We start from the raw sequence: 21,647 nt of genomic DNA, 5'->3' as shown, positions 1-21,647 counted from the left end.
TTTAACTTTTTTTGAAATATCCAGCTTCTTCTGAGTCAGGATAGGTGCTTAGTAGTTTATTTTTATAAATTTCAGCAGTTTGAGCGTTTTTATTTACATCTTTCGCGATGCTATACAGCTGATATAAAGATCGCGGTGCTTTTCCTGAATTTGGAAACTTCGAAGCGACAGTTTCATAGTGTTTTCTTGCTTCTTCATAATTGGGTGGTTCAATTGCTAAATTGAATTCAGCTAACCAAAAATAGGCATTACCTGTATACACACTATTTGGATTGTTACGTACAAAGTTTTGCATAGGTGCAATGGCTTTTTTTGCGCCACCTTGTTTGTATGCATCTAAGGCAACTGTATAAGCCGCTTTATCAAGTTCTTGTTGGTTGGTTTGATTCAAGTTCGTTGCATTTTGTGATGCTGTGGTATTGGAGTTAGTGCTAGTGCTTGGTGCAGTTGGCTCGTTAGGAATGGGTGGTGCAGCATTAGGATCATCGGCATTGGACTCCTCCACAGGATCAATTTTTTGTTGAAGGAGTTCTAATCTTTGATCTAGATCTGTATAGCGATTTTTTAATTCGTTGGTCAGTTGATTAATTTGATGTTCTTGTTCTTCTAATTTGCCTTGAAGTGCACGAATTTGATTTTCTAAGCGTTGATTTTGTTGGATAAGCTGCCAACTGGTGTTGGTAGGGGCTGTAGCGGTGTTATTCGCTGCGACTGCTGTTTGGTTCAAACTCGAATTTTGGCTTAATCCTTTTGATTCGATAGGAATATTGGCAAAAACTGATGTTGAGCTCATCAATGCTAGTGCAAGAAAAGTACGCTTATTGAGCATGTTCATTATTCCATATGTGTCCATACTCAAATTTGAACTTTGAGTATTTTCAATTCTTAATAATCAGATCATTAAAAACGTCATAGCATTTAAAATCAATATAAATTTACAATGAAACTGTATAAATGAAGAAATTTAAGTTGAAGTTATTTAGATGAAAAATATCAAGTTTGTTGTTAATAGATTAGTAAATATTCACTTGAACTTTTTTAGTGCCTTTAAAGCCCATTATGGTCTTGCAAGATCGTTAAAAATCTCTATACTCTGTTCTTGCAATGGTAGCCCTGCTGGTGGCTTCGCAATTGTACTCTGAGAACCCCGCCAGGACCGGAAGGTAGCAACGGTATCAGAACTATAATGTGCCGGAGTTTTGCTAGTAGGGTTGCCACCATTATAATAATTTTATTTCTTATTCTTCATTCTCTTTTCGTTTTATAGCTTTCATAATCGCATCCATTTCAAAGCCTCTATATTGTAAAAAGCGAATTTGTTTTGCTTTTAATTTTGCGTCCTGAGCAACTTCATAGCCATATTTTTTGACCTTCAATAAGTATGCTTGTTCATACCAATCTATTTCTTCCATTTCTGGTTCAGCCAACGCTTTATCAACGTGTTTGCTTTTAAGCGCTAGCTTTATTCGATTTGGACCTTTTCCTTTACGTAATTGGCTGCGTACCGTCATTTCTGCAACGCGAGCATCACTTTGATAATTTTCTCGCGCTAGCTCATCAACTAAGCTCAAAACCTCTTCCTTATTTTGTGCATACAAAGCAAGTTTATCAATTAAGTCTTTTTTTGAGTATTCTTTGCGAGTTAAGACTGCAAATGCATACGATCTCAAACGAGTCCCTGTTAAGCCTTTATTCTGTGCTAGAACTGATGAATGAGTATCATCTAAATCACATTCATCTGGTGCTTGATCGGTTAGGTGTTGACTAGCCGAGTGTTGATCATTGATGAGATGTTGAGGTTCATCTTCATTCATTATTGATTTTAATTGCTCATAATGAATGAACTTGGGAAACTTCTCTGACATTTTAAATCCATGCACTTAAACAAAAGCGCCCAGAATTTGGGCGCTTCGATTTCAAATTTTTGAAAAATTATACTTCAAATAAATCTGCTTCTTCGTCATTTTCTTCAGTTGGAGCTGGTGTCGCTGTGGTTAACAATTGTTCACGAATCATGCGATCAAGATCTTGTGCAAGTTGAGGATTTTCCTCAAGGTGACGAATCACGTTGTTCTTACCTTGTCCAATCTTGTTGCCTTGATATGAATACCAAGCACCAGCTTTTTGAACAAGTTCTTGTTGTACAGCGAGATCGACCAATTCAGCAAGCTGATTTGTACCTTTACCGTACATGATTTGGAATAATGCTTCACGGAAAGGAGGTGCCATTTTGTTCTTCACCACTTTAACGCGTGTTTCAGAACCAACAATCTCATCGCCTTCTTTCACTTGACCAATGCGGCGAATATCTAAGCGTACAGAAGCATAGAATTTGAGCGCATTACCACCAGTAGTGGTTTCTGGACTTCCAAACATGACTCCAATTTTCATACGAATTTGGTTAATGAAGATCACCATGCAGTTGGAGCGCTTTGCATTACCTGTAATTTTACGCAATGCTTGGCTCATCAAGCGTGCTTGTAGACCCATATGAGAGTCACCCATTTCACCCTCAATTTCGGCTTTAGGGGTTAAGGCTGCTACAGAATCGACAACAATTAAATCGATAGCGCCAGATCGTACCAGCATATCTGCAATTTCTAGTGCTTGTTCACCGTGATCAGGTTGTGACACCAATAAGTTATCGATATCTACACCAAGTTTGCGAGCATATTGAGGATCTAAAGCATGCTCAGCATCAATAAATGCACAAGTACCACCAGCTTTTTGACATTGCGCAATCGCTTGAAGTGTCATGGTGGTTTTACCTGATGATTCTGGACCATAAATTTCAATAATACGGCCTTTAGGTAAACCACCAATACCTAATGCGATATCCAGTGTAAGAGAGCCTGTAGATACAGCTTCTACAGCTTGAACAGTATTGTCACCAAGGCGCATTACCGTATTTTTACCAAATTGTTTTTCAATTTGGCTTAAAGCAGCACTCAGTGCTTTGCTTTTATTATCATCCATCTCATAACCTCAAAACGATGTAAATCACTGATAACTTAAGTGGATGTCTTTAATTAAGTCTAATGTCCACGGCATTTATAGTGACAGAAAAAATCGGACTGTTCTATAATTTTAAACTTCAAAACGACAGTATTTGTCGCTTTAACTTATTCATCATCGTATGACCAAACTTCGTCATATTGCTGACCATTTTGTTGACGGAATCTTGTAATATCACGTCGATCTTTTTTGCTTGGTCGATGATCTGGTCGTGCAAGATTATGCAATTTTCTTTGTGCAGAAAGCAACTCACGACGCGCGATACTGACTTCAGTTTCTTCATATAGTAATTGTGCAGTAGGTGCCCCGCCTCGTACAGATGATAATGCTTTCACAATGACGGTTTTCTTTTCAAATCCCTGCTGAATCGTTAACTCCATTCCTACACGTACTTCTCTGGAAACTTTAACACGATCATTGTTGTGATGAACTTTACCACCTTCGATTGCTGCTTTGGCAATTGAGCGGGTTTTAAAAAAGCGTGCTGCCCAAAGCCACTTATCAATTCGCATTGAATCTGTGATTTTAGTTTCATGCTGTTTTGACATTCATTTCTTTCTCATGGTTAATTTGGTCTAAATAGGGGATTAATGATCTTAGATAATTGATTGCAGGATACTGAAGTTTAGACCTTTCACGCTCAGGTTGAGCGCTAGATGGTTGGGTAATTGTGATTAGATGCTCAATACCAAAAGATTTAGCACCTTCGAGTACAACCGCAGTATCATCAACGAGAACGCAGTGACGAGGTTCAAATGGGTGCATGTGCTGTAATTGATCCCAAAATTCAAAACGCTCTTTAGCAAAACCGATTGTTTCACTACTGATCATCACTTCAAAATAAGAGGTGAGGTCAACTTGATTCATTTTCAATGCCAATCCTCTTTCATCAGCATTGGTGACTAACCATATTCGGTATCCAGCTTGCTTAAGGCTTGATAATAACGCAATGCATCCCTGTCTCGGCTTGATGAATTCTTTGTGATCGTGTTGAAGCTGGAAAGTATCAACGCCGACTTTGGCTGTCCAAAAGCGCGTAGAATACCAATCGAGCGTGTGCTTATGATCTTGATAAAATTTAAATAGAATTTGATTGCTCTGCTCTAAACTGATTTGATGAGTTTTGGCATGTCGCTCAGGGAGTTTGTGATTCCAAATTAAATCGTCAAAAGCAAGATCGAGTAGGGTTCCATCCATGTCGAACATGATGATGGGTTTATTCATTCATCTTTCCTCAGGTATTGTTGCAATTTAGCACAAATAAAAACAACAAAATGGGTGTTATTTAAATATGGATTTACACCATCATTTGATGCAAAAGGTTGGACTCGCATCAGCATTTTAAAATTGAACTTCAAGAATGGGTGTGCGTGGTGACTTCTATATTTCATTCCATTCATATTATATCGAATTAGATGTGTGAGGTCACAAATTTAGATCTTGAAAATGAATACAAAAATAGTATAGAAGTCGCTATGAAAGCATCATATTTTTTGAAAATGGTGCATAGGAGTTTGAAGTATGACAAAACATGATAATAGTTCGAAACCACACAAAGAATCTAATGAGGATAAAGGGAATCAGGACTCTTTTAAAAATAAAGAGCCTGTAAAAAAACCGAATGAACAGCCTGAAAGTCCAGTCAAAGAGCAAAAATAAAAAACAAGCCTTCTTTAAGAAGGCTTGTTTTTTATTGTTGATACTGACTCTAAGGCGCGCTCTGATTTTTGGAACTATTGCGGGTGTTATTTAAGATGTATTGAGGGTTGTTGGCAATCACGCTTCGGATTTTGTTTTAAAAGTGTTAGAGTTCTTATGATTGAAATGGGTTATGTGTTTCAAAGTGGTTATATTTATAGGTTTGCTCCTATAAATATAAATCCAACAATGCAAATTAAATCACGCTGCATTTTAGGCTGAGGTTCTTAATATGATCGTCGTGCTTAGAGTGTGTAGCGCCAGAAAAAATAGGTTTTATCCATGTTTATCACAACGCATGCTCCCCAAGATCAACAAATGTTAAATTTGGTTCCGATTTTGGCTGTTGCAAGCCAAATATTATTAGAAGAATATCAAAACTATTGTGCTGGACGTGATTTTAAAATCAACGAAAAAGATGACCATTCTCCTGTAACTCAAGCAGATTTAAAGGTCAATCAATATCTGCTCAGAGAGCTTGCAAAACTTACACCTGATATTCCGATCATTTCTGAAGAAAGTGATTATTCAGAGCGACATGAATGGCCTCAATGTTGGATGCTAGACCCTTTGGATGGTACGAAGGAGTTTATTCATGAGCGTGATGAATTTACGATTAATCTGAGTCTTATTCAGAACCATCAAACTGTATTTTCAGTTATAGTCGTGCCGACAGAGCAAGTTATGTATATGGGCTATTTGACGGATCTTCCTTATAAATATTCATTTATGAACAATATTTGGGAAAAATATTGCAAATTTAAAGCCTCACCAGTCGATGCCATCCAAATTGGACTGAGTCATAGTAGTAAAAATCCTAAGTATCAACAATATATTGATTATATTGAAAGAGAAATACCGGTTATACGTCGTGAAGCTGGAAGTGCTTATAAATTTTGCATGATGCTTGAAGGTGAGATAGATATTTACCCAAGATTTCATCCAACCTCTGAGTGGGACACCAGTGCTGGACAAGGCTTGCTAGAGAGTATAGGGGGGGGGTTAGTGACCTTAGATTCTGTGCCATTTACCTATAATCAGCGTGATACTGTTTTGAATAATGGTTTTATCGCCTATCGTGATCCTGAAATGAGGCAATTGGCTTTAGATGCGTTGTCAAATGTACTTTAGGGGAGTGGAACTATAATTTCATCGTGTTATAGTCAAATTAATTTCATTTATTAGAATTATTATGTCGCTGAAGTTGCTTCCTCCAAGTATGCTCAGAGCGGTTGATTTACTGCCCGATGTTGCTGTGCCTGTTACACTATTTACTCGCCACTCAATACGTGAAATGGTGGTGGGCCAAGGACTCGCTGGATATGATTTGCAATTAACAGATCAAGGTAAGGATCTGGCGCAGGCTTGGGGGGCTTATCTTATTGATCAAACAGATCGTGTGATTGAACACTGTATTTCTAGTCCAATTCAACGTTGTATTGATACTGCAGCACTGATGATTCAAGGTGCTGATCAAATCAATCCTAAGTCAAATACCCATCATATTAAAATTGTTGAGCAGGGGCTTTTGGTCGAGCCTGGTAGCTTCGTTTTAGATATCGATCAAGCTGCGCCATATTTTAAGCAACAAGGTGCTTTGGGCTTTATCAATAGCTTTGTAAACAATACCTTACCTGGGATGAAGCAGCCAATTACAGGTGTGGTTGATGTTTTACATTTGCTTTATCAAACTCACCCTCAACAGAATCATGGATTAAGTTTGGCGGTTAGCCATGACACTATTCTGGCTGGTATTCTGGCTGTGATTTCAGGTAAAACACAGATTCGTCAGCAGGATTGGCCAGAAATGATGGAAGGTTTGTTTGTTTGGTTTGAAGGTGAAGCATTTATAGATGCAAAATTGAAATGGATATGGCGTGGTGAATCTAATGAGCTGTCTATTCGTGAATTTATAGAGCAAGAAAGATAGTAATTTTAATATTTTTTAAGCATTATTGATAAATTTAAGATATAAAAAAGCCCTTAAAGGGCTTTTTTTAACGCAACTTAGTTAGAAGCTAAAGCTTTAACTTGTGCATTTAAACGGCTCTTATGACGAGCAGCTTTGTTCTTGTGGATGATACCTTTGTCAGCCATACGGTCGATTACAGGTACTGCAGTTTTGTAAGCTTCAGAAGCTGCTGCATAGTCACCTGCAGCGATCGCTGCTACTGTGCGTTTAAGGTAAGTACGAACCATAGAACGTAAGCTTGCGTTGTGTTTACGTGCTTTAACGTTTTGACGAGCACGTTTTTTTGCTTGAGCAGAGTTTGCCACTCGTGCACTCCTTGAAATTGATTGGTCTGGGCGGGCTGAAATTTCAACTAAATACAAACATTAGAAGAATTTACACCAGCCCGTAAACAAGTGCCATATTGTGATTAAATGATGCGGCAAAGTCAAGTCTTGACATGCTTTGACAACATTTTTGATGCAGATAAAATGCGGTTAGCGCGTTAGATTATATGAATATTGGAAGGAATGGCGAAAAAATGATTAAAAATATTAAAAGTGCAATAGTTATAGGGGCAACTGGTTTAGTTGGTCGATCTTTGGTAAATCATTTGAATCAATTGGTAGATTGCGACAGAATTGTCGTAGTTGTTCGTAAGCATGATGAACAATTTGAAAAGTTCACTAAAGTTGATCAGTTGGTCATTGATGACTTTTTAATGTTAAATGATGAGGACGCTTCTGGATTCTCACATGCGTTTAGTTGCCTAGGAAGTACAATTAAAAAAGCAGGCTCTAAAGAAAATTTTTACAATATCGATTTTGAGATAAATGCTCATTTTGCTGATTTGCTCGTGAATACCGATACTTTTTTTGCAATTGTAAGTGCGGAAGGTGCGAATGAAAGATCTCCATTCTTTTATAATCAAGTGAAGGGAAAGTTAGAAAATTATCTAAAATCATTATCACTCTATCAATTGGCGATCATTCGACCTTCACTCTTAATTGGTGAAAGAGCTGAAACAAGGACACTCGAAGATATTTCTCAGAGTATTTTCAAGCGAGTATCGCAATTTCTGCCAAATACATTCAAATATAAGCCAGTGACAGCAGAGCAAGTCGCTAATACTATGGTCGTGAGCGCAAGAACTCAAAATGAAAAAATTAAGATTTATGATAATTTAGAGATTCAAAAACATAACTGAGGGTATAAAAAGTGACAACGCCAACATTTGTGACGTGTGATTTACTGGATGACCATCCTGATTTAGATATTCAAGTATTGTATCCATCTATTGATGGAAAATTCTTCAAAAGTTACGGCGGTGTAAAAAGCTTTGGGGGTGAAGCTGTCACTGTTAAATGTTTTGAGGACAATTCACGAGTAAAAGAGTTACTCGCTACAGATGGGCAAGGCAAAGTTTTAGTTGTAGATGGTGGTTCTTCCATGCGTTGTGCATTGATGGGAGATATGATTGCTGAGTCTGCCGTTAAATATGGGTGGAGTGGTGTCATTATTAATGGTTGTGTTAGAGATGTTGATGCCATTGCGAGTTTAAATCTAGGCGTGCACGCACTTGCGGCTATACCTCAAAAAAGTAATCGCAAAGGGGTGGGCGAAACCAATATCACGATTCAAATTGGAAATATCACAATCCAACCAGGTGATTATATCTATGCAGACAATAATGGAATTATTGTGTCCAAGACAAAATTAGTCGATTAATTTAAATAAAACAAAAACGAGGTAATCAGTATGGTGATTCATCAATTAAAAGTGGCTCAGGCGCTAGCTTCAGCTGTTGCAGAAGGTGGACGTGGGACTTCAGGTACACCGTTTCCTAAACAGCCAGAAAAAGCATTAAAGCTTTACGAATTTGAAGGATCACCATTCTGTCGTCGTGTAAGAGAGGTGTTGACTTTACTTAATCTTGACTACGAAGTGTATCCTTGTCCGAAAGGTGGAAGGGTCTATCGAGATCAAGTGGAAACACTTGGTGGTAAGATTCAATTTCCTTTTTTGATTGATGAAAATACTGGGGCTAAACTTTACGAGTCTCAGGATATTATTCACTATCTTTTTAAGCATTATGGTGAGAAAGGTCAAACACCGAAGCAATTCTCACATTACCCCAAATTGCCTGTAGTTGCTCTAGCTGGAACACTGATTAATGGTGCTCGTGGGATTTTTATAAATAAAGCGATTAAGCAGAGACCACAACCCAAGCATTTAATTGAGCTGTGGGGGTTTGAAGCGAGTCCATACACCAGAATCGTGCGCGCTGAACTCACAGAACTTGAATTACCTTTTAAGTTTCACAATGTCGCTAAAGAGCGTTGGCAGGATCAAGGACCAGCGATTTTAAGATTGAAGCCTGGGAAATATATTCCTTTGGCTGGCGGTAAACGCGAGCAGGTTGTAAAGGTAATGAATCGCAAAGGGAAGGATATACAAGTCCCGTACTTAGTTGATCCTAACACAGGCGTAAAGTTGTTCGAATCGAAGAAGATTGTAGAATATTTAAGAAAAAATTACGGTTAATTTTAGTTTGAGTGCTTTTTGGTCATGAATATAGGTGTATTCGTGACCAGATGCTAAGATAGACCATCATTTTGAGTTTTCAGCTTTTCTTCCCAAACTATGTTTAAAAAAATTTCTGATTTGTTTCAAAAAAAACCATCGGCTGAGCAAGTTTATTTACAGACTCATCAAATTCGTTATGATCCTGAATTAGGATATATTATCGATGACGTTGTTTTGAATGAACTAAATGAAAGATTGTCATATTTTTCGAACCGAAAGGTTACTCGTTTTGATGATTTGGAAAATTTATTTTATCGGGGAATGTTGATCAAAGAGAAAATAGATCTTGAGTTGAATACAGGTCGTTTTACTACGAGATTAGGTAATAATCAACAGAATCTAGAACAGTTAAAAAAATTCGTGATATTGCTCAATGATTATTATCGTGAATTCAAACGTGAGCGCTAATGTTTGCGACTGAATGTTTGTGATATCTAAAAATAACTCATTCTCGATTTTGAACATGATAAAATAGTGCAATGTCCTACCAGACTTTTAAAGCGATCTTCATGTTCCAAAAAGAAATTTCTCAACTTAATCTATCACAAATAAAATCTGGCGAAAAAAGATGGTTAGGGGCGCTTAAAGGCTCTGCCATCGCTTTGCTTTTAAAAGAAATAAGTCAAAACTCTGATCGACTCTTTGTTCTGGTAGCTAGAAATAATCAACATTTAGCTCAACTTGAGAGTGAACTTGAATTTTATGGTGTGAAGCCCACCATCTTTCCAGATTGGGAGATCTTACCTTACGATCGGTTGTCTCCGCATCAAGATATTGTCTCAGAAAGATTATCAGTGCTCTCTAATATGCCAGCAAAAGGGATACTACTCATTTCAAGCACAACTTTGGCACAACGTGTTGCGCCGACGTCTTGGGTGTTAGGTGAGCATTTTGATATTAGCGTTGGGCAAAAATTTGATTTAGAAAAGCAGAAACAACGCCTGATTCAGGCTGGTTATCATTTGGTCGATACTGTATATGATCATGGAGAATTTGCTGTTCGGGGAAGTTTAGTTGATATTTTTGCTTCGGGGCAAGATGCTCCAATTCGAATAGATTTGTTTGATGATGAAATTGATTCTTTAAAATTTTTTGATCCAGAAACTCAAAGGACCACGACGAAACTTGAACATTTTAAGGTTTTACCAGCTAAAGAGTTTCCTTTAAAAGAAGGTAGAGCTCAATTTCGAGACCGTTATGCTGAAGAGTTTCCAACGGCGAACCCGAAAAAAAATCCAATTTATCAGGATGTAATGGAGGGTATATCTTCACCGGGATTGGACTATTACTTTCCGCTGTTCTTTTCAAAAAAAGAAATGCTAGAACAAAGTAGTATTACATCATACTTACCAAATCATTCCATTGTCATTACAGATCGCAATATTGAAAGTGAATTAACTCAATTTTGGAAAGATATTTATCAGCGTTATGAAGACCGACGTCATAATGTTGATCAACCTTTATTAGCTCCAGAACAAATCTTCTTTCAACAAAATCAAATTTTTGAACAACTCAATCAGTTTCCTCGTATTATCGCATCTGACGAAGTTTTTGAACCTAAAGCGGGTGTAATTAATACCTCTGCTGAACAGCCACCTCGTTTAGCGGTAGAGCCTAAACATCAACAGCCATTTCATGCTGTAAAATCATTTATTGATGCTGCGCAACACCCTGTCTTACTCGTCGCTGAAAGTGCGGGACGTCGTGAATCGTTAAAGGACTCCTTGCGAGCAAGTATGGGTGAAATTCCTGTTGTAGAGCATTATCAGGAGTTTATTAATCAACAATATTCAGTAGCAGTAACGCATGCACCACTTGAGCGTGGCTTGGAGATTAAAGGACAAATATCTGTCATTTCAGAAAATCAACTCTATGAGCATCGTGTTGTACAACGCCGTAGAAAACGCCAGCATGAAGTTTCTGAAGAGTTCTTAGTTAAAAGTTTAACTGAATTAAGTATAGGTGCTCCTGTAGTTCATATTGATCACGGTGTAGGTCGCTATGCGGGATTAGTGACTTTATGTATTGATGATCAAGACCACGAATTTTTGCAACTTAATTATGCTGATGATGCCAAAGTCTATGTTCCTGTCACCAATTTGCATCTGATTAGTCGATACAGTGGAGGTGATCCTGATTTAGCACCACTGCATAAACTTGGTACTGATGCTTGGAATAAAGCTAAGCGCAAAGCACTAGAACAGATACATGATGTTGCAGCCGAACTTCTTCATATTCAAGCAAGACGCCACTCAAAACCAGGTATTCAATTTGAATTAGATCACACTACTTATATGCAGTTTGTCAGTGGTTTTGCTTATGAAGAAACGCTTGATCAAGCGAATGCTATCGAAGCGACTTTATACGACATGCAACAAGCTAAACCAATGGATCGTTTAGTCTGTGGTGATGTTGGATTTGGTAAGACAGAAGTAGCGATGAGAGCTGCTTTTGTTGCTGTACAGAACAATAAGCAAGTTGCTGTTTTAGTTCCAACAACTTTACTTGCGCAACAGCATTATGAATCTTTCAAAGATCGATTTGCTGATTGGCCTATCCGTATTGAAGTGTTATCTCGATTTGGCTCAAATAAAACACACTTAAAAACGATCGAAGATTTGGCAGAGGGTAAAGTTGATATCGTCATTGGAACGCATAAAATTTTGCAGGAAAATGTCCAGTTTAAACAACTTGGATTGATGATTGTTGATGAAGAACATCGCTTTGGTGTGCGAGATAAAGAACGTATTAAAGCGATGCGTGCCGATGTAGATATGCTGACGCTAACCGCTACGCCAATCCCGCGTACCTTAAATATGGCGTTTTCAGGTATGCGTGACCTCTCAATTATTGCTACACCACCTGCACGCCGTCTCGCTGTTAAGACCTTTGTCAATGAGCAGACCGATGCCACGATGAAAGAGGCGATCTTGCGTGAACTATTACGTGGTGGTCAGGTTTATATTTTGCATAATGAAGTGGATACCATTGAACGAGCGGCTGAAAATATTCGGTTGTTAGTTCCTGAAGCTCGGGTTGCAGTTGCGCATGGTCAAATGCGTGAGCGTGAGTTAGAACAGGTCATGCAGCAGTTTTATCATAAAGAATATAATGTATTGGTGTGTTCGACCATTATTGAAACGGGAATTGATGTACCAAATGCCAATACAATTATCATCGAGCGAGCAGACAAGTTAGGTTTGGCACAACTTCATCAACTGCGTGGTCGTGTGGGGCGCTCTCATCATCAAGCCTATGCGTATCTGATGGTTCCGTCTATTAAAGGCTTAAAAGGTGATGCTGAAAAACGACTTGATGCCATTCAGCGTGCTTCTACTTTAGGCGCTGGTTTTGTATTGGCGACAGAGGATTTAGAAATACGTGGAGCAGGCGAGCTTCTAGGTGAGCAGCAAAGTGGTTCAATGCATGCAATTGGATATAGTCTATATATGGAAATGCTTGAGAAAGCGACTAAAGCCATCCAAAATGGTAAGACTCCTAACTTTGATGCCCCTTTGTCACTCACGGCTGAAATTAGTTTACATATGCCTGCATTAATTCCAGATGAATATTTAGGTGATGTACATCAGCGTTTATTGTTCTATAAGCGAATTAGTAATACGGATACACAAGAAAAACTCGATCATATCCGTATGGAGCTTATCGATCGTTTTGGTGTGCTACCTCAACAAGTGAAATATCTTTTTACTGTTCATCAGGTGCGTATAAAAGCAGAAAAATTAGGTATTACCAAGATTGATTTGAGTAAGCAGGGTGGCCAAATTGAATTTTCACCTGATACTCCTGTTCAAGCGATGAGTATTATCCAAATGATGCAAAAACATCCGACATTTTTTAGAATGGACGGTGGTCAACGTCTGAAAGTGATGGTTATGCTTGAGGAAAATGACAAAAGAATTCAGTTTATTAATGATCTTTTAGATGAATTGATGAGAGGGCTCAACTGATCTAAGTTGGGCTTGAATCTATACTTGTTCATTGCTCAAAATGCACTGGCTGACAGTCAACTTTATAGGTTGATTTTTTAGCGATGCATTGCAATGAATGAGTGAGATTCAAATCAATGAAATACATATTTTTTTGTATCGAAACACATGACTAATAATACTCAGTCCAAAACTGTTGTGTTAGTATTAGCTATCCATTTAATTTTTGCGTCATTTATAAATATATGTTTAGTTTGCATCCACAACTTGCTCAAGATACTTTTTTTGTTGGCGACTTTCCACTTTCAACTTGTCGTTTAATGAATGACATGCAATTTCCATGGTTGATTTTGGTACCGCGTGTTCCTGGTGTAACTGAATTATATGAATTAAGCCAAGCAGACCAAGAACAATTTTTAAGAGAATCTAGCTGGTTATCTAGTCAATTATCTCGAGTTTTCCGTGCGGATAAAATGAACGTTGCAGCACTAGGAAATATGGTTCCTCAACTTCATTTTCATCATGTAGTTCGTTATCAGAATGATTCTGCATGGCCTAAGCCTGTTTGGGGTGCTTCACCTGCAGTTCCTTACAGTAATGATGTTTTAGCGCATATGCGTCAAACGCTCATGCTCGCGCTTCGTGGTCAAGGTGACATGCCTTTCGATTGGCGTATGGAGTAAATACGTCAATTTCAGGGAAGAATAAAAATAATGTGAATTGAGGTAATAGCAATTGCCATTTGAACGAATGCTGGATAAAGAGCCACAGCAATTTGAAGTACTCCTCAGGATGATGGGGTATGTGATGATCGCGATTCTTGTTGTGATCTATTATTTCACTTCACAAAACCAAAATTATCAGATTTTATACCCTCTATTTATTTTCTTGCTGATTCTATTGGCACCCCGAATTTCACACAGTATCCAATATCGTTACGGTAGTAAAACCAGACGTTTTGCGTTCTTTATTATTGATGTTGTTGTTGTTGCTACCGCCTTAGCAGCAGTGCATTTAAGTTTGTTGCCAACATTTGTATTTCTGTTCGGATTGGTGTTTACAGCCGTTAATAATAAAATTTCGATGATGGTGAGTTCGATTGCAATTTTAGTTGCAATCATTGTTTTTTATATTTGTACAATTTTTATTTTTGGTTTTGAAGATTATTTCCAGCAAACTTCAATCGAATTGTCCGTAGTCTCGTGTATATGTGCGATTCTTTTTGTGAATTTTGCTAATTATTATCAGAATCGACGTGTAAAAAAATTAGATGTTCAACGTCAAACTTATTTTAAAGAAATGAATCGATATATTGAGTTATCGAATCAGTTAAGCCGCTATGCACCAATTCAATTGTGGCAATCAATCATGCGTGGTGAAACTGAAGCGAAACTTGAATATAAACGTAAAAAAATTACGATTTTTTTCTCTGACATTCAGGGATTTACTGAGCTTTCAGAGACTCTTATTCCAGATGACTTAGCTTTTGTTTTGAATGACTATCTGAGCCATATGACTGAAATTGCTAAGCAATATGGTGGAACAATTGACAAGTTTATGGGAGACGCGATTCTCATTTTCTTTGGAGATCCAGATTCGCAAGGGGTTGAACAAGATGCCAAAAATTGCATCGATATGGCGATGGCAATGCGTCAACAAATGAAATTTTTGCGTGAACGCTGGGTGAAAATGGGATACTCAGCATTGCATATACGTATGGGCATTAGTACAGGTTATTGTCACGTTGGTAACTATGGCGCAGTTCATCGAATGGCATATACCATTGTTGGGCGGGATGCGAATTTAGCTGCAAGACTTCAAAATGCTGCAGAAATTGATGAAATTTTAATCTCGGATGAGACTTATAAATTAGTTAAAAACTATTATCTTTGTGCACCTCAGGAACCTATAGAGCTGAAAGGGATTCATGGTTCAATTAAAAGTTGGCAGGTCATGGAAAAATATAGTACCAAGCAAACCCATCAACATTGGTTTGATTATGAGTACAAAGGGTTTCAGCTGGTGCTGAATATGGAAGAAGTACAAAATTACGAATATGCTGAATTAATCGCAGTTTTAGAAAAAATGATTGAACGTATTAAACTTCAGCAGGATTTAACCAACTCTTCTGGTATTGTGAAATTAAAACTATCTGATGAAGTAAAATATCTAAATTAGAATTTTATATCTACACAAATAAAAAGGTCACTTAAGTGACCTTTTTTATATAGTTTTACAAATGATTAATGATTTTCAGAAGCATGGTTAATCGTGTACTTCGGAATTTCAACTTCTAAATCATCATTTTCAATTTTTACTTGGCAAGAAAGACGTGAATCTGGCTCTAGACCCCAAGCACGATCGAGTAAATCTGCTTCTACATCATTCATTTCTTCAAGACCATCAAAACCTTTACGAACAATGACATGGCAGGTCGTACAAGCTGCAGACATATCACAAGCATGTTCAATTTTGATACCATTTTTTAGAAGGCTTTCGCAAAGATTGGCATTTTGCTCAACTTCAAACTCAGCACCTTCAGGGCAAATTTGCGCATGTGGAAGAACTTTAATACGTGGCATAAATTTTTACCTATGTTTAGTTTGAGTTTGACCAATCGTCAAGCTTAGTGCCTTTGAGAGCATGATCAATATGTTGATTCATTCGTTTTGCAGCAAATGCATCACTATGAACTTTTAACGCAGCAACAGCAGCTTCAATTGCTTCAATATCAGAAGTTTCAAGTTGTTGAGCCAAATGAGTTTGTGCAGAAATTAAATCCTGAGCTTCCTGTTCAGTCAAGAGTTTAATATCAGCTTTAAGCGCTTGAGAAAGAGCTTCAAGTTCTCGTTGAGCTTCAACTTTAGTTTCATGTAAATGACGAAGGGCTTTATCTTCTGCTGCAAATTTAAAACCATCAACCAGTAGGCGCTCCATATCAGTATCAGATAAACCGTATGATGGTTTAATATCAATCTGAGCTGAGACGTTAGATGTTGTTTCACGAGCAGATACCGATAAGAGACCGTCAGCATCGACTTGATAAGTCACTTCAATGCGTGCTTGACCAGCAGTCATCGGTGGAATGCCGCGTAAAACAAAACGTCCGAGACTACGGCAATGTTCTACTAAATCGCGCTCACCTTGGACAACATGGATTAACATCGCAGTTTGACCATCTTGATACGTGGTGAACTCTTGACGACGAGCGACAGGAATTGCAGTATTGCGTGAAATTAATCGCTCTACTAATCCACCCATGGTTTCAATACCAAGTGATAACGGTGTTACATCAAGTAGTAAAGAACCATCGGTGCTATTACCAATTAATTGGTTGGCAGTAATTGCAGCACCAATTGCAACGACTTCATCTGGATTAATGGTACACAGAGGTTCTTGACTAAATACTTCTGCTACAGCTTTTTGTACCGCATAAGAGCGAGTAGAGCCACCAACTAAAACGACATTTTTAATATCGTCTAATTCCAATTTAGCATCACGTAATACTCGTTTGCACACTGAAATCGTTTTATCTAGAGCAACTTTAATGATGCTTTCAAACGTTGCACGATCCAATGTTAATTCGTTTTCTAAAAGCTGAAGATTAACTTGATCTTGATCCGATAAAGCTTCTTTCGCTTTACGTGCTGCAACAAGGAAGTGTGCATACTCGTTATCATCTAAGGTCTCGATATTGAGTGATTTTTTAGCCCACTTGACGATAAGACGATCTAAATCATCGCCTCCAAGTGCAGTGTGTCCACCTGTAGAGAGTACCTCAAATACACCCTGTGAGAAACGTAGGATGGATACGTCGAAAGTACCACCACCTAAGTCGTAAATCACATAATTTTGATCTGTACTTAAATTTGTTGCTTGATCTAAACCATACGCTACAGCTGCTGCTGTAGGTTCGTTTAATAATCTCAGTACGTTTAAACCAGCGAGCTGTGCAGCGTCTCGTGTTGCTTGACGTTGTGCCTCATCAAAATAGGCAGGTACTGTAATGACAGCACCATTTATGGGATTTTTTAAACTTGCTTCAGCGCGATCTTTTAGATTTTTTAGAATTTCAGCAGAAATTTCAACAGGTGTTTTACGACCTTGTGCTGTTTCAAAAGCAGGCATCTGATTGTCTTCACCCACCAATTGATACGGGTGTTGAAATTTAATATCAGCTTTTGAGCGTCCCATAAAACGTTTTACAGAAACAATAGTATTCTGTGGGTCACGAGTTATAAACGGTTTTGCGTCATTGCCGAGCACAGTAGAGTTTTCAGCATAATGTACGATAGAAGGAAGTAACACTTGACCTTGTTCATCGTTTAGAACTTTAGGTTTGCCAGAAAGCACAGTTGCTACAAGAGAGTGGGTCGTACCTAAATCAATACCAATAGCAATGCGATGTTCATGTGGCGCACTTGATTGTCCAGGTTCAGCAATTTGCAAGAGTGCCATGTGTTAAATCCCTTGAAAATAAAACAAAAAAATAAAATTAGAATTCGTCATCTAAGTCAAAATCTTCATCATCGAGAATACGATCTTCAGCTTGATGTATATCATTCATCACTTTTTGGAAGAAACGTAATTTTCGAACAGTATCGCGAGACTCAGCCCAATCTTCAGCTTCATAGTCTATTTTGAATTCGCGAACTAAACCATTAATCCATTGTTGCACTTCAGTTTTTAAAGATGAAAGTTGTTCAGAACTTTGAGCTTCATCTAACTGTTCACGAATTTCTAATGCAGATTGTAAAAATTCGAAATCATTGATGGATTGATCTAAATGATAGTCTTGTTTTTTGAGTGTAAGTAAATATCCAGCACGGCTGTCAACTTGAGATAAAACTTTATAAGCTTGATTGATTTCGCTAGATTTGATCAAGGCTTGGTCTTTATTTTCAGCTTTATCTGGATGATATTGTTGCTGCAATTTTAGAAAGTTAGCTTTCAAAGTTGCTAAATCAATATCGAGTGCTACAGGGAGATTAAACAACTCAAAATGATTCATGGATTGGAAATTCCAAAATAGTGAAAAATAAAAGTGGGCGCTGAATAGAATTAAAACAGTGCAGGGCACTGTTTTAATCAGGTAAAAAGAGAATGATTATCTTAAACAGTGAAAGATTCACCACAACCACATTCACCTTTTTTGTTTGGGTTGTTGAATTCAAAACCTTCGTTTAGACCATTTTTAACATAGTCCATTTCCATACCTTCTAGATAAACAAGGCTCTTCGGATCAACGAAAACTTTAACCCCAAACTGTTCAAAGACTTGATCATGTTCGTCAACTTCATCAACGAATTCGAGAACATAAGCCAATCCAGAACAACCTGAAGTTTTCACACCAACGCGAATACCTTCACCCTTACCGCGATTCAATAAATAATTGCTGATATGAGTTGCAGCATTTTCAGTTAAATTGATCATGAAAACTCCATTCAATCATCAAGCGCTAAATTAAGCTTTCGCTTTTTTGCTACGGTAGTCTTCTACAGCAGCTTTAATTGCATCTTCTGCAAGTACAGAGCAGTGTACTTTTACAGGAGGAAGCGCAAGTTCATTTGCAATATCAATATTCTTGATTTGCTGTGCTTGGTCTAAAGTTTTACCTTTTAGCCATTCAGTTACAAGTGAACTTGAAGCAATTGCAGAACCACATCCGTAAGTTTTGAAGCGAGCTTCTTCAATTACACCATTCTCATCCACTTGGATTTGAAGACGCATAACGTCACCACAAGCTGGTGCACCGACCATACCTGTACCTACGTTTTCTGCGTTTTTATCTAAAACACCAACATTACGAGGATTTTCGTAATGATCAATCACTTTTTCGCTATAAGCCATGATGCGTCTCCAAACCTCAGGGTCGGCTGATAATATTTAATATGGGTGCATCTTATTAAATTTCAATATTTAAGCTTAATAAGATGCATGTGTTTGGTTTAAATTAGTGTTCTGTCCATTCAACTTTCGACAGATCAATCCCTTCTTTGTACATATCCCAAAGTGGAGAAAGGTCACGTAATTTTTCTACAGCAGCTTTTGTCACTTCTAGTACGTGATCAATGTCTTCTTCAGTCGTATATTTACCAAAACTGAAGCGAATTGAACTGTGTGCTAACTCATCAGATAAGCCTAATGCACGAAGAACATAAGAAGGTTCTAATGTTGCAGAAGTACAAGCTGAACCAGATGAAACAGCAGCATCTTTAAGTGACATCATTAAAGATTCACCCTCAACGAAGTTAAAACTTACGTTTAAGTAGTTTGCTACGTTTTGAGTCGGATGACCATTTAAGAAAACTTGTTCAAGATCTTGTAGACCATTCCAAAGTTTGTCACGTAGAGTGCGTAAGCGAGTTTGTTCAGCAACTAGGTTTTTACCTGCAAGTTCAAATGCTTCACCCATACCAACGATTTGGTGAGTTGCAAGCGTACCAGAACGCATACCGCGCTCATGACCACCACCATGCATTTGAGCTTTAAGACGCACACGTGGACTACGACGTACGTAAAGTGCACCGATACCTTTAGGGCCATAAATTTTGTGAGCAGAGAAACTCATTAAATCAATTTTCATGGTTGATAAATCGATTTCAACTTTACCAGCAGCTTGAGCGGCATCTACGTGAAAATATGTCTTATTCGCACGAGTTAATTCACCAATAGCGGCAACATCAGTCACAGTACCAATTTCATTATTGACCATCATTAATGAAACAAGAATTGTATCTGGACGTAAAGCAGCTTGAACCATTTCAGGAGTAATTAGACCTGTTTGAGCTTCTGGTTCAAGATAGGTAATTTCAAAGCCTTCTTGTTCTAATTCACGGCAAGTATCTAAAATTGCTTTATGTTCAATTTTACTCGTAATGATGTGTTTGCCTTTTGAAGCGTAGAACTGTGCAACACCTTTCAGTGCAAGGTTGTCAGATTCTGTAGCGCCAGATGTCCAAACGATTTCGCGTGGATCTGCTTTTACAAGATTTGCAACTTGCTCACGAGCGTATTCAACTTTTTCTTCAGCTTGCCAACCATATGCGTGCGAACGTGATGCAGGGTTACCAAAAGTCCCATCGAATGTAAGGCATTCCATCATGCGCTCAGCAACTTGTGGGTCGACTGGAGTCGTTGCAGCATAATCAAGATAAATTGGACGTTTCATGTCAAATACCTGTAACCGATAAAAGGGCTGAATCTAATGGAGCTGTATTCTGGCGGATCGCAACAGTTTGAACGTTATCGCGAGCAACTAAATCAGCAAGAGAGATTTTAGCTAAGTAATCGGCAATGTGGAGGGAGAGTTCTTGCCATAAATCGTGAGTTAGACACATTGCGCCATTTTGGCAGTTACCTTTGTGGTCACAACGTGTTGCATCAACAGTTTCGTTTACAGCTTCAATAATTTCTAAGACCGTAATATCAGAAGCATTACGCGCTAAATGGTATCCACCATTAGCACCACGTACACTCGAAACCAAGCCATGACGCTTTAATTTAGCAAATAGTTGTTCTAAATAAGCCACAGAAATAGTTTGGCGAGTAGCAATTTCTGCCAAAGTAATGGTTTGTTCAGTCGGCTGCAAAGCTAGATCAAGTAATGCAGTCACTGCGTAGCGACCGCGAGTGGTTAAGCGCATGATTCGATACACGTGTAAAAGGCTAGATGATGAAATTTTATGAATTCCGACTAATTTAGTCAAGTATTTTTTCTAAAAACCAACTAAATTAATCGGAATTAAATATGGCGAGGATTTAAACAGATAAAACTTTATTATTTTAATAAATAATCAATAAATTATACACGATTAAAGCCACGAATAGAACCGAAACTATCCCGAACGCAATATTGATACGTTTTTGGTTGGTTTGCATGCGACGAATACGATTTTTATATTGTTTTACCTCTACTTGAAGTGTATTGATTTTAGATCTTTGTAAGTCAATTTTTTCAAGTAATGGTACAATGCGTTTTCTCGAAGCCTTTGTATCTTGGTCTTCAGAAGCTGTTGTTAACCAGTTTTTCCAATCTGAAAGTAATTTCGGTGTTGAGAGATGTAATGCTAAATCTCTGAATTCGTCTTTAAGGGTTTGATCACCTTCAATACGCATTTTTTTCAAACTTCTGCGGTTTGCAAACCCGAAAATTTGAATGATATCGACTAAAGTACTACTTACCTTGAGGTCAGGTTCTTTTTCTGGCGCTTGAAGGTCAAATAAGATGCCTTTATCCGTAAATTGGATATAAAAGTCAAAATAGGGGATATAGCTATTCATTTTAATTGTAATTTGTTGTTCTACAAATTTTTTTGCTTGAAGGCGAACAACACGGTCATGTTTTAAGACGAAAGAATAGAATGTCTCTAAAACTAACATAACAATGTTAAGCAACAAACGGGTATGACCTTGTTGTTGTTGCGATTCACTCATAAATAAATCCTATT

Annotated in this window: 24 protein-coding genes and 1 other RNA gene; 11 read left to right on the top strand and 14 right to left on the bottom strand. The window is 37.9% G+C overall.

Annotation, left to right across the window (positions count from 1 at the left end; genetic code table 11):
* Nucleotide 1 precedes the first annotated feature (1 nt).
* Nucleotides 2-829, bottom strand: a complete 828-nt coding sequence (locus CL42_RS00195) for a YbgF trimerization domain-containing protein (RefSeq protein ID WP_035263655.1) — start codon at nt 827-829, stop codon at nt 2-4.
* A 285-nt stretch (nt 830-1,114) separates the two neighbouring features.
* Here CL42_RS00195 and ffs point away from each other — a divergent pair.
* Nucleotides 1,115-1,211, top strand: an RNA gene (gene ffs / locus CL42_RS16590) — signal recognition particle sRNA small type.
* 27 nt (nt 1,212-1,238) lie between these two features.
* Here ffs and CL42_RS00190 read toward each other — a convergent pair.
* The 4 genes from CL42_RS00190 to CL42_RS00175 form a co-directional block, all read right to left on the bottom strand.
* Nucleotides 1,239-1,865 carry a regulatory protein RecX gene (locus tag CL42_RS00190; RefSeq protein WP_035263653.1) on the bottom strand — a complete coding sequence of 209 codons (627 nt, stop codon included), beginning with the start codon at nt 1,863-1,865 and terminating at the stop codon, nt 1,239-1,241.
* A gap of 67 nt (nt 1,866-1,932) precedes the next feature.
* Entirely contained in the window at nt 1,933-2,976 is a 1,044-nt protein-coding gene (gene recA / locus CL42_RS00185; protein ID WP_035263652.1) for a recombinase RecA, read from the bottom strand.
* A gap of 146 nt (nt 2,977-3,122) precedes the next feature.
* A complete protein-coding gene (locus CL42_RS00180) occupies nt 3,123-3,563 on the bottom strand; it encodes an RNA-binding S4 domain-containing protein (protein WP_035263651.1) in 441 nt (146 codons plus the stop codon).
* Complete coding sequence (locus tag CL42_RS00175; protein WP_035263650.1) at nt 3,547-4,239, bottom strand: HAD-IA family hydrolase; 693 nt, start codon at nt 4,237-4,239, stop codon at nt 3,547-3,549. Before CL42_RS00175 ends, CL42_RS00180 begins: the two co-directional genes overlap by 17 nt.
* A 297-nt stretch (nt 4,240-4,536) precedes the next feature.
* Between CL42_RS00175 and CL42_RS17180 the strand changes: the two genes are divergently transcribed.
* The 3 genes from CL42_RS17180 (at nt 4,537) to CL42_RS00165 (ending at nt 6,643) form a co-directional block, all read left to right on the top strand.
* A complete protein-coding gene (locus CL42_RS17180; protein ID WP_171076720.1) occupies nt 4,537-4,674 on the top strand; it encodes a hypothetical protein in 138 nt (45 codons plus the stop codon).
* A 321-nt stretch (nt 4,675-4,995) separates the two neighbouring features.
* A complete protein-coding gene (locus tag CL42_RS00170; RefSeq protein ID WP_035263649.1) occupies nt 4,996-5,844 on the top strand; it encodes a 3'(2'),5'-bisphosphate nucleotidase CysQ family protein in 849 nt (282 codons plus the stop codon).
* A 61-nt stretch (nt 5,845-5,905) separates the two neighbouring features.
* Nucleotides 5,906-6,643 (top strand): histidine phosphatase family protein, encoded by a 738-nt coding sequence (locus tag CL42_RS00165; protein ID WP_035263648.1) that lies wholly within the window; start codon nt 5,906-5,908, stop codon nt 6,641-6,643.
* Nucleotides 6,644-6,720: 77 nt separating this feature from the next.
* Here CL42_RS00165 and rpsT read toward each other — a convergent pair whose 3' ends face one another.
* A complete protein-coding gene (gene rpsT / locus CL42_RS00160; protein WP_035263646.1) occupies nt 6,721-6,990 on the bottom strand; it encodes a 30S ribosomal protein S20 in 270 nt (89 codons plus the stop codon).
* Between the two features lie 215 nt (nt 6,991-7,205).
* Between rpsT and CL42_RS00155 the strand changes: the two genes are divergently transcribed.
* From CL42_RS00155 to CL42_RS00125, 7 genes are all read left to right on the top strand, one after another.
* Nucleotides 7,206-7,871, top strand: coding sequence for a nucleoside-diphosphate sugar epimerase (locus tag CL42_RS00155; protein WP_035263645.1), 666 nt, complete (start codon nt 7,206-7,208; stop codon nt 7,869-7,871).
* A gap of 11 nt (nt 7,872-7,882) precedes the next feature.
* Entirely contained in the window at nt 7,883-8,392 is a 510-nt protein-coding gene (rraA, locus tag CL42_RS00150; RefSeq protein WP_035263643.1) for a ribonuclease E activity regulator RraA, read from the top strand.
* Between the two features lie 30 nt (nt 8,393-8,422).
* Nucleotides 8,423-9,208 carry a glutathione S-transferase N-terminal domain-containing protein gene (locus CL42_RS00145; protein ID WP_035263642.1) on the top strand — a complete coding sequence of 262 codons (786 nt, stop codon included), beginning with the start codon at nt 8,423-8,425 and terminating at the stop codon, nt 9,206-9,208.
* Between the two features lie 99 nt (nt 9,209-9,307).
* Nucleotides 9,308-9,658 (top strand): hypothetical protein, encoded by a 351-nt coding sequence (locus CL42_RS00140; RefSeq protein WP_035263638.1) that lies wholly within the window; start codon nt 9,308-9,310, stop codon nt 9,656-9,658.
* Between the two features lie 101 nt (nt 9,659-9,759).
* Complete coding sequence (mfd, locus tag CL42_RS00135) at nt 9,760-13,218, top strand: transcription-repair coupling factor (protein ID WP_035263636.1); 3,459 nt, start codon at nt 9,760-9,762, stop codon at nt 13,216-13,218.
* A gap of 224 nt (nt 13,219-13,442) precedes the next feature.
* Entirely contained in the window at nt 13,443-13,880 is a 438-nt protein-coding gene (locus CL42_RS00130; RefSeq protein ID WP_035263634.1) for an HIT domain-containing protein, read from the top strand.
* A gap of 52 nt (nt 13,881-13,932) precedes the next feature.
* Nucleotides 13,933-15,375, top strand: a complete 1,443-nt coding sequence (locus CL42_RS00125) for an adenylate/guanylate cyclase domain-containing protein (RefSeq protein ID WP_035263632.1) — start codon at nt 13,933-13,935, stop codon at nt 15,373-15,375.
* Nucleotides 15,376-15,440: 65 nt separating this feature from the next.
* On the opposite strand, the gene fdx is transcribed toward CL42_RS00125, so the two are convergent.
* The 8 genes from fdx to CL42_RS00085 form a co-directional block, all read right to left on the bottom strand.
* On the bottom strand, nt 15,441-15,779 hold the full coding sequence (gene fdx, locus CL42_RS00120; RefSeq protein ID WP_035263630.1) for an ISC system 2Fe-2S type ferredoxin: 339 nt from the start codon (nt 15,777-15,779) through the stop codon (nt 15,441-15,443).
* Nucleotides 15,780-15,795: 16 nt separating this feature from the next.
* Nucleotides 15,796-17,655 (bottom strand): Fe-S protein assembly chaperone HscA, encoded by a 1,860-nt coding sequence (hscA, locus tag CL42_RS00115; RefSeq protein ID WP_035263628.1) that lies wholly within the window; start codon nt 17,653-17,655, stop codon nt 15,796-15,798.
* A gap of 37 nt (nt 17,656-17,692) precedes the next feature.
* Entirely contained in the window at nt 17,693-18,208 is a 516-nt protein-coding gene (hscB, locus tag CL42_RS00110) for a Fe-S protein assembly co-chaperone HscB (protein WP_035263626.1), read from the bottom strand.
* A gap of 101 nt (nt 18,209-18,309) precedes the next feature.
* The gene (gene iscA, locus CL42_RS00105) at nt 18,310-18,630 is read right to left on the bottom strand and encodes an iron-sulfur cluster assembly protein IscA (RefSeq protein WP_035263624.1); all 321 of its coding nucleotides are present in this window, start codon (nt 18,628-18,630) and stop codon (nt 18,310-18,312) included.
* A 30-nt stretch (nt 18,631-18,660) separates the two neighbouring features.
* Complete coding sequence (gene iscU, locus CL42_RS00100) at nt 18,661-19,047, bottom strand: Fe-S cluster assembly scaffold IscU (RefSeq protein WP_035263622.1); 387 nt, start codon at nt 19,045-19,047, stop codon at nt 18,661-18,663.
* Nucleotides 19,048-19,150: 103 nt separating this feature from the next.
* Nucleotides 19,151-20,368: an IscS subfamily cysteine desulfurase gene (locus CL42_RS00095; protein ID WP_035263620.1), complete on the bottom strand. Its 1,218-nt coding sequence runs from the start codon at nt 20,366-20,368 to the stop codon at nt 19,151-19,153.
* A gap of 1 nt (nt 20,369) precedes the next feature.
* Nucleotides 20,370-20,843 carry an Rrf2 family transcriptional regulator gene (locus tag CL42_RS00090; protein WP_035263618.1) on the bottom strand — a complete coding sequence of 158 codons (474 nt, stop codon included), beginning with the start codon at nt 20,841-20,843 and terminating at the stop codon, nt 20,370-20,372.
* A 139-nt stretch (nt 20,844-20,982) separates the two neighbouring features.
* On the bottom strand, nt 20,983-21,633 hold the full coding sequence (locus tag CL42_RS00085) for a hypothetical protein (RefSeq protein ID WP_035263616.1): 651 nt from the start codon (nt 21,631-21,633) through the stop codon (nt 20,983-20,985).
* Nucleotides 21,634-21,647: the final 14 nt, after the last annotated feature.

The organism is Acinetobacter sp. Ver3, from assembly GCF_000632455.1.
Taxonomy (GTDB): Bacteria; Pseudomonadota; Gammaproteobacteria; order Pseudomonadales; family Moraxellaceae; genus Acinetobacter.
This window is presented reverse-complemented; position numbering and strand designations above follow the sequence as displayed.

Excerpts from the sequence above, each read along its gene's own strand:
- CL42_RS00195 (WP_035263655.1), bottom strand. The coding sequence starts at position 829 with ATGCTCAATAAGCGTACTTTTCTTGCACTAGCATTGATGAGCTCAACA.
- CL42_RS00190 (WP_035263653.1), bottom strand. The coding sequence starts at position 1,865 with ATGTCAGAGAAGTTTCCCAAGTTCATTCATTATGAGCAATTAAAATCA.
- recA (WP_035263652.1), bottom strand. The coding sequence starts at position 2,976 with ATGGATGATAATAAAAGCAAAGCACTGAGTGCTGCTTTAAGCCAAATT.
- CL42_RS00180 (WP_035263651.1), bottom strand. The coding sequence starts at position 3,563 with ATGTCAAAACAGCATGAAACTAAAATCACAGATTCAATGCGAATTGAT.
- CL42_RS00175 (WP_035263650.1), bottom strand. The coding sequence starts at position 4,239 with ATGAATAAACCCATCATCATGTTCGACATGGATGGAACCCTACTCGAT.
- CL42_RS17180 (WP_171076720.1), top strand. The coding sequence starts at position 4,537 with ATGACAAAACATGATAATAGTTCGAAACCACACAAAGAATCTAATGAG.
- CL42_RS00170 (WP_035263649.1), top strand. The coding sequence starts at position 4,996 with ATGTTTATCACAACGCATGCTCCCCAAGATCAACAAATGTTAAATTTG.
- CL42_RS00165 (WP_035263648.1), top strand. The coding sequence starts at position 5,906 with ATGTCGCTGAAGTTGCTTCCTCCAAGTATGCTCAGAGCGGTTGATTTA.
- CL42_RS00155 (WP_035263645.1), top strand. The coding sequence starts at position 7,206 with ATGATTAAAAATATTAAAAGTGCAATAGTTATAGGGGCAACTGGTTTA.
- CL42_RS00145 (WP_035263642.1), top strand. The coding sequence starts at position 8,423 with ATGGTGATTCATCAATTAAAAGTGGCTCAGGCGCTAGCTTCAGCTGTT.
- CL42_RS00140 (WP_035263638.1), top strand. The coding sequence starts at position 9,308 with ATGTTTAAAAAAATTTCTGATTTGTTTCAAAAAAAACCATCGGCTGAG.
- mfd (WP_035263636.1), top strand. The coding sequence starts at position 9,760 with ATGTTCCAAAAAGAAATTTCTCAACTTAATCTATCACAAATAAAATCT.
- CL42_RS00130 (WP_035263634.1), top strand. The coding sequence starts at position 13,443 with ATGTTTAGTTTGCATCCACAACTTGCTCAAGATACTTTTTTTGTTGGC.
- fdx (WP_035263630.1), bottom strand. The coding sequence starts at position 15,779 with ATGCCACGTATTAAAGTTCTTCCACATGCGCAAATTTGCCCTGAAGGT.
- hscA (WP_035263628.1), bottom strand. The coding sequence starts at position 17,655 with ATGGCACTCTTGCAAATTGCTGAACCTGGACAATCAAGTGCGCCACAT.
- hscB (WP_035263626.1), bottom strand. The coding sequence starts at position 18,208 with ATGAATCATTTTGAGTTGTTTAATCTCCCTGTAGCACTCGATATTGAT.
- iscA (WP_035263624.1), bottom strand. The coding sequence starts at position 18,630 with ATGATCAATTTAACTGAAAATGCTGCAACTCATATCAGCAATTATTTA.
- iscU (WP_035263622.1), bottom strand. The coding sequence starts at position 19,047 with ATGGCTTATAGCGAAAAAGTGATTGATCATTACGAAAATCCTCGTAAT.
- CL42_RS00095 (WP_035263620.1), bottom strand. The coding sequence starts at position 20,368 with ATGAAACGTCCAATTTATCTTGATTATGCTGCAACGACTCCAGTCGAC.
- CL42_RS00090 (WP_035263618.1), bottom strand. The coding sequence starts at position 20,843 with ATGCGCTTAACCACTCGCGGTCGCTACGCAGTGACTGCATTACTTGAT.
- CL42_RS00085 (WP_035263616.1), bottom strand. The coding sequence starts at position 21,633 with ATGAGTGAATCGCAACAACAACAAGGTCATACCCGTTTGTTGCTTAAC.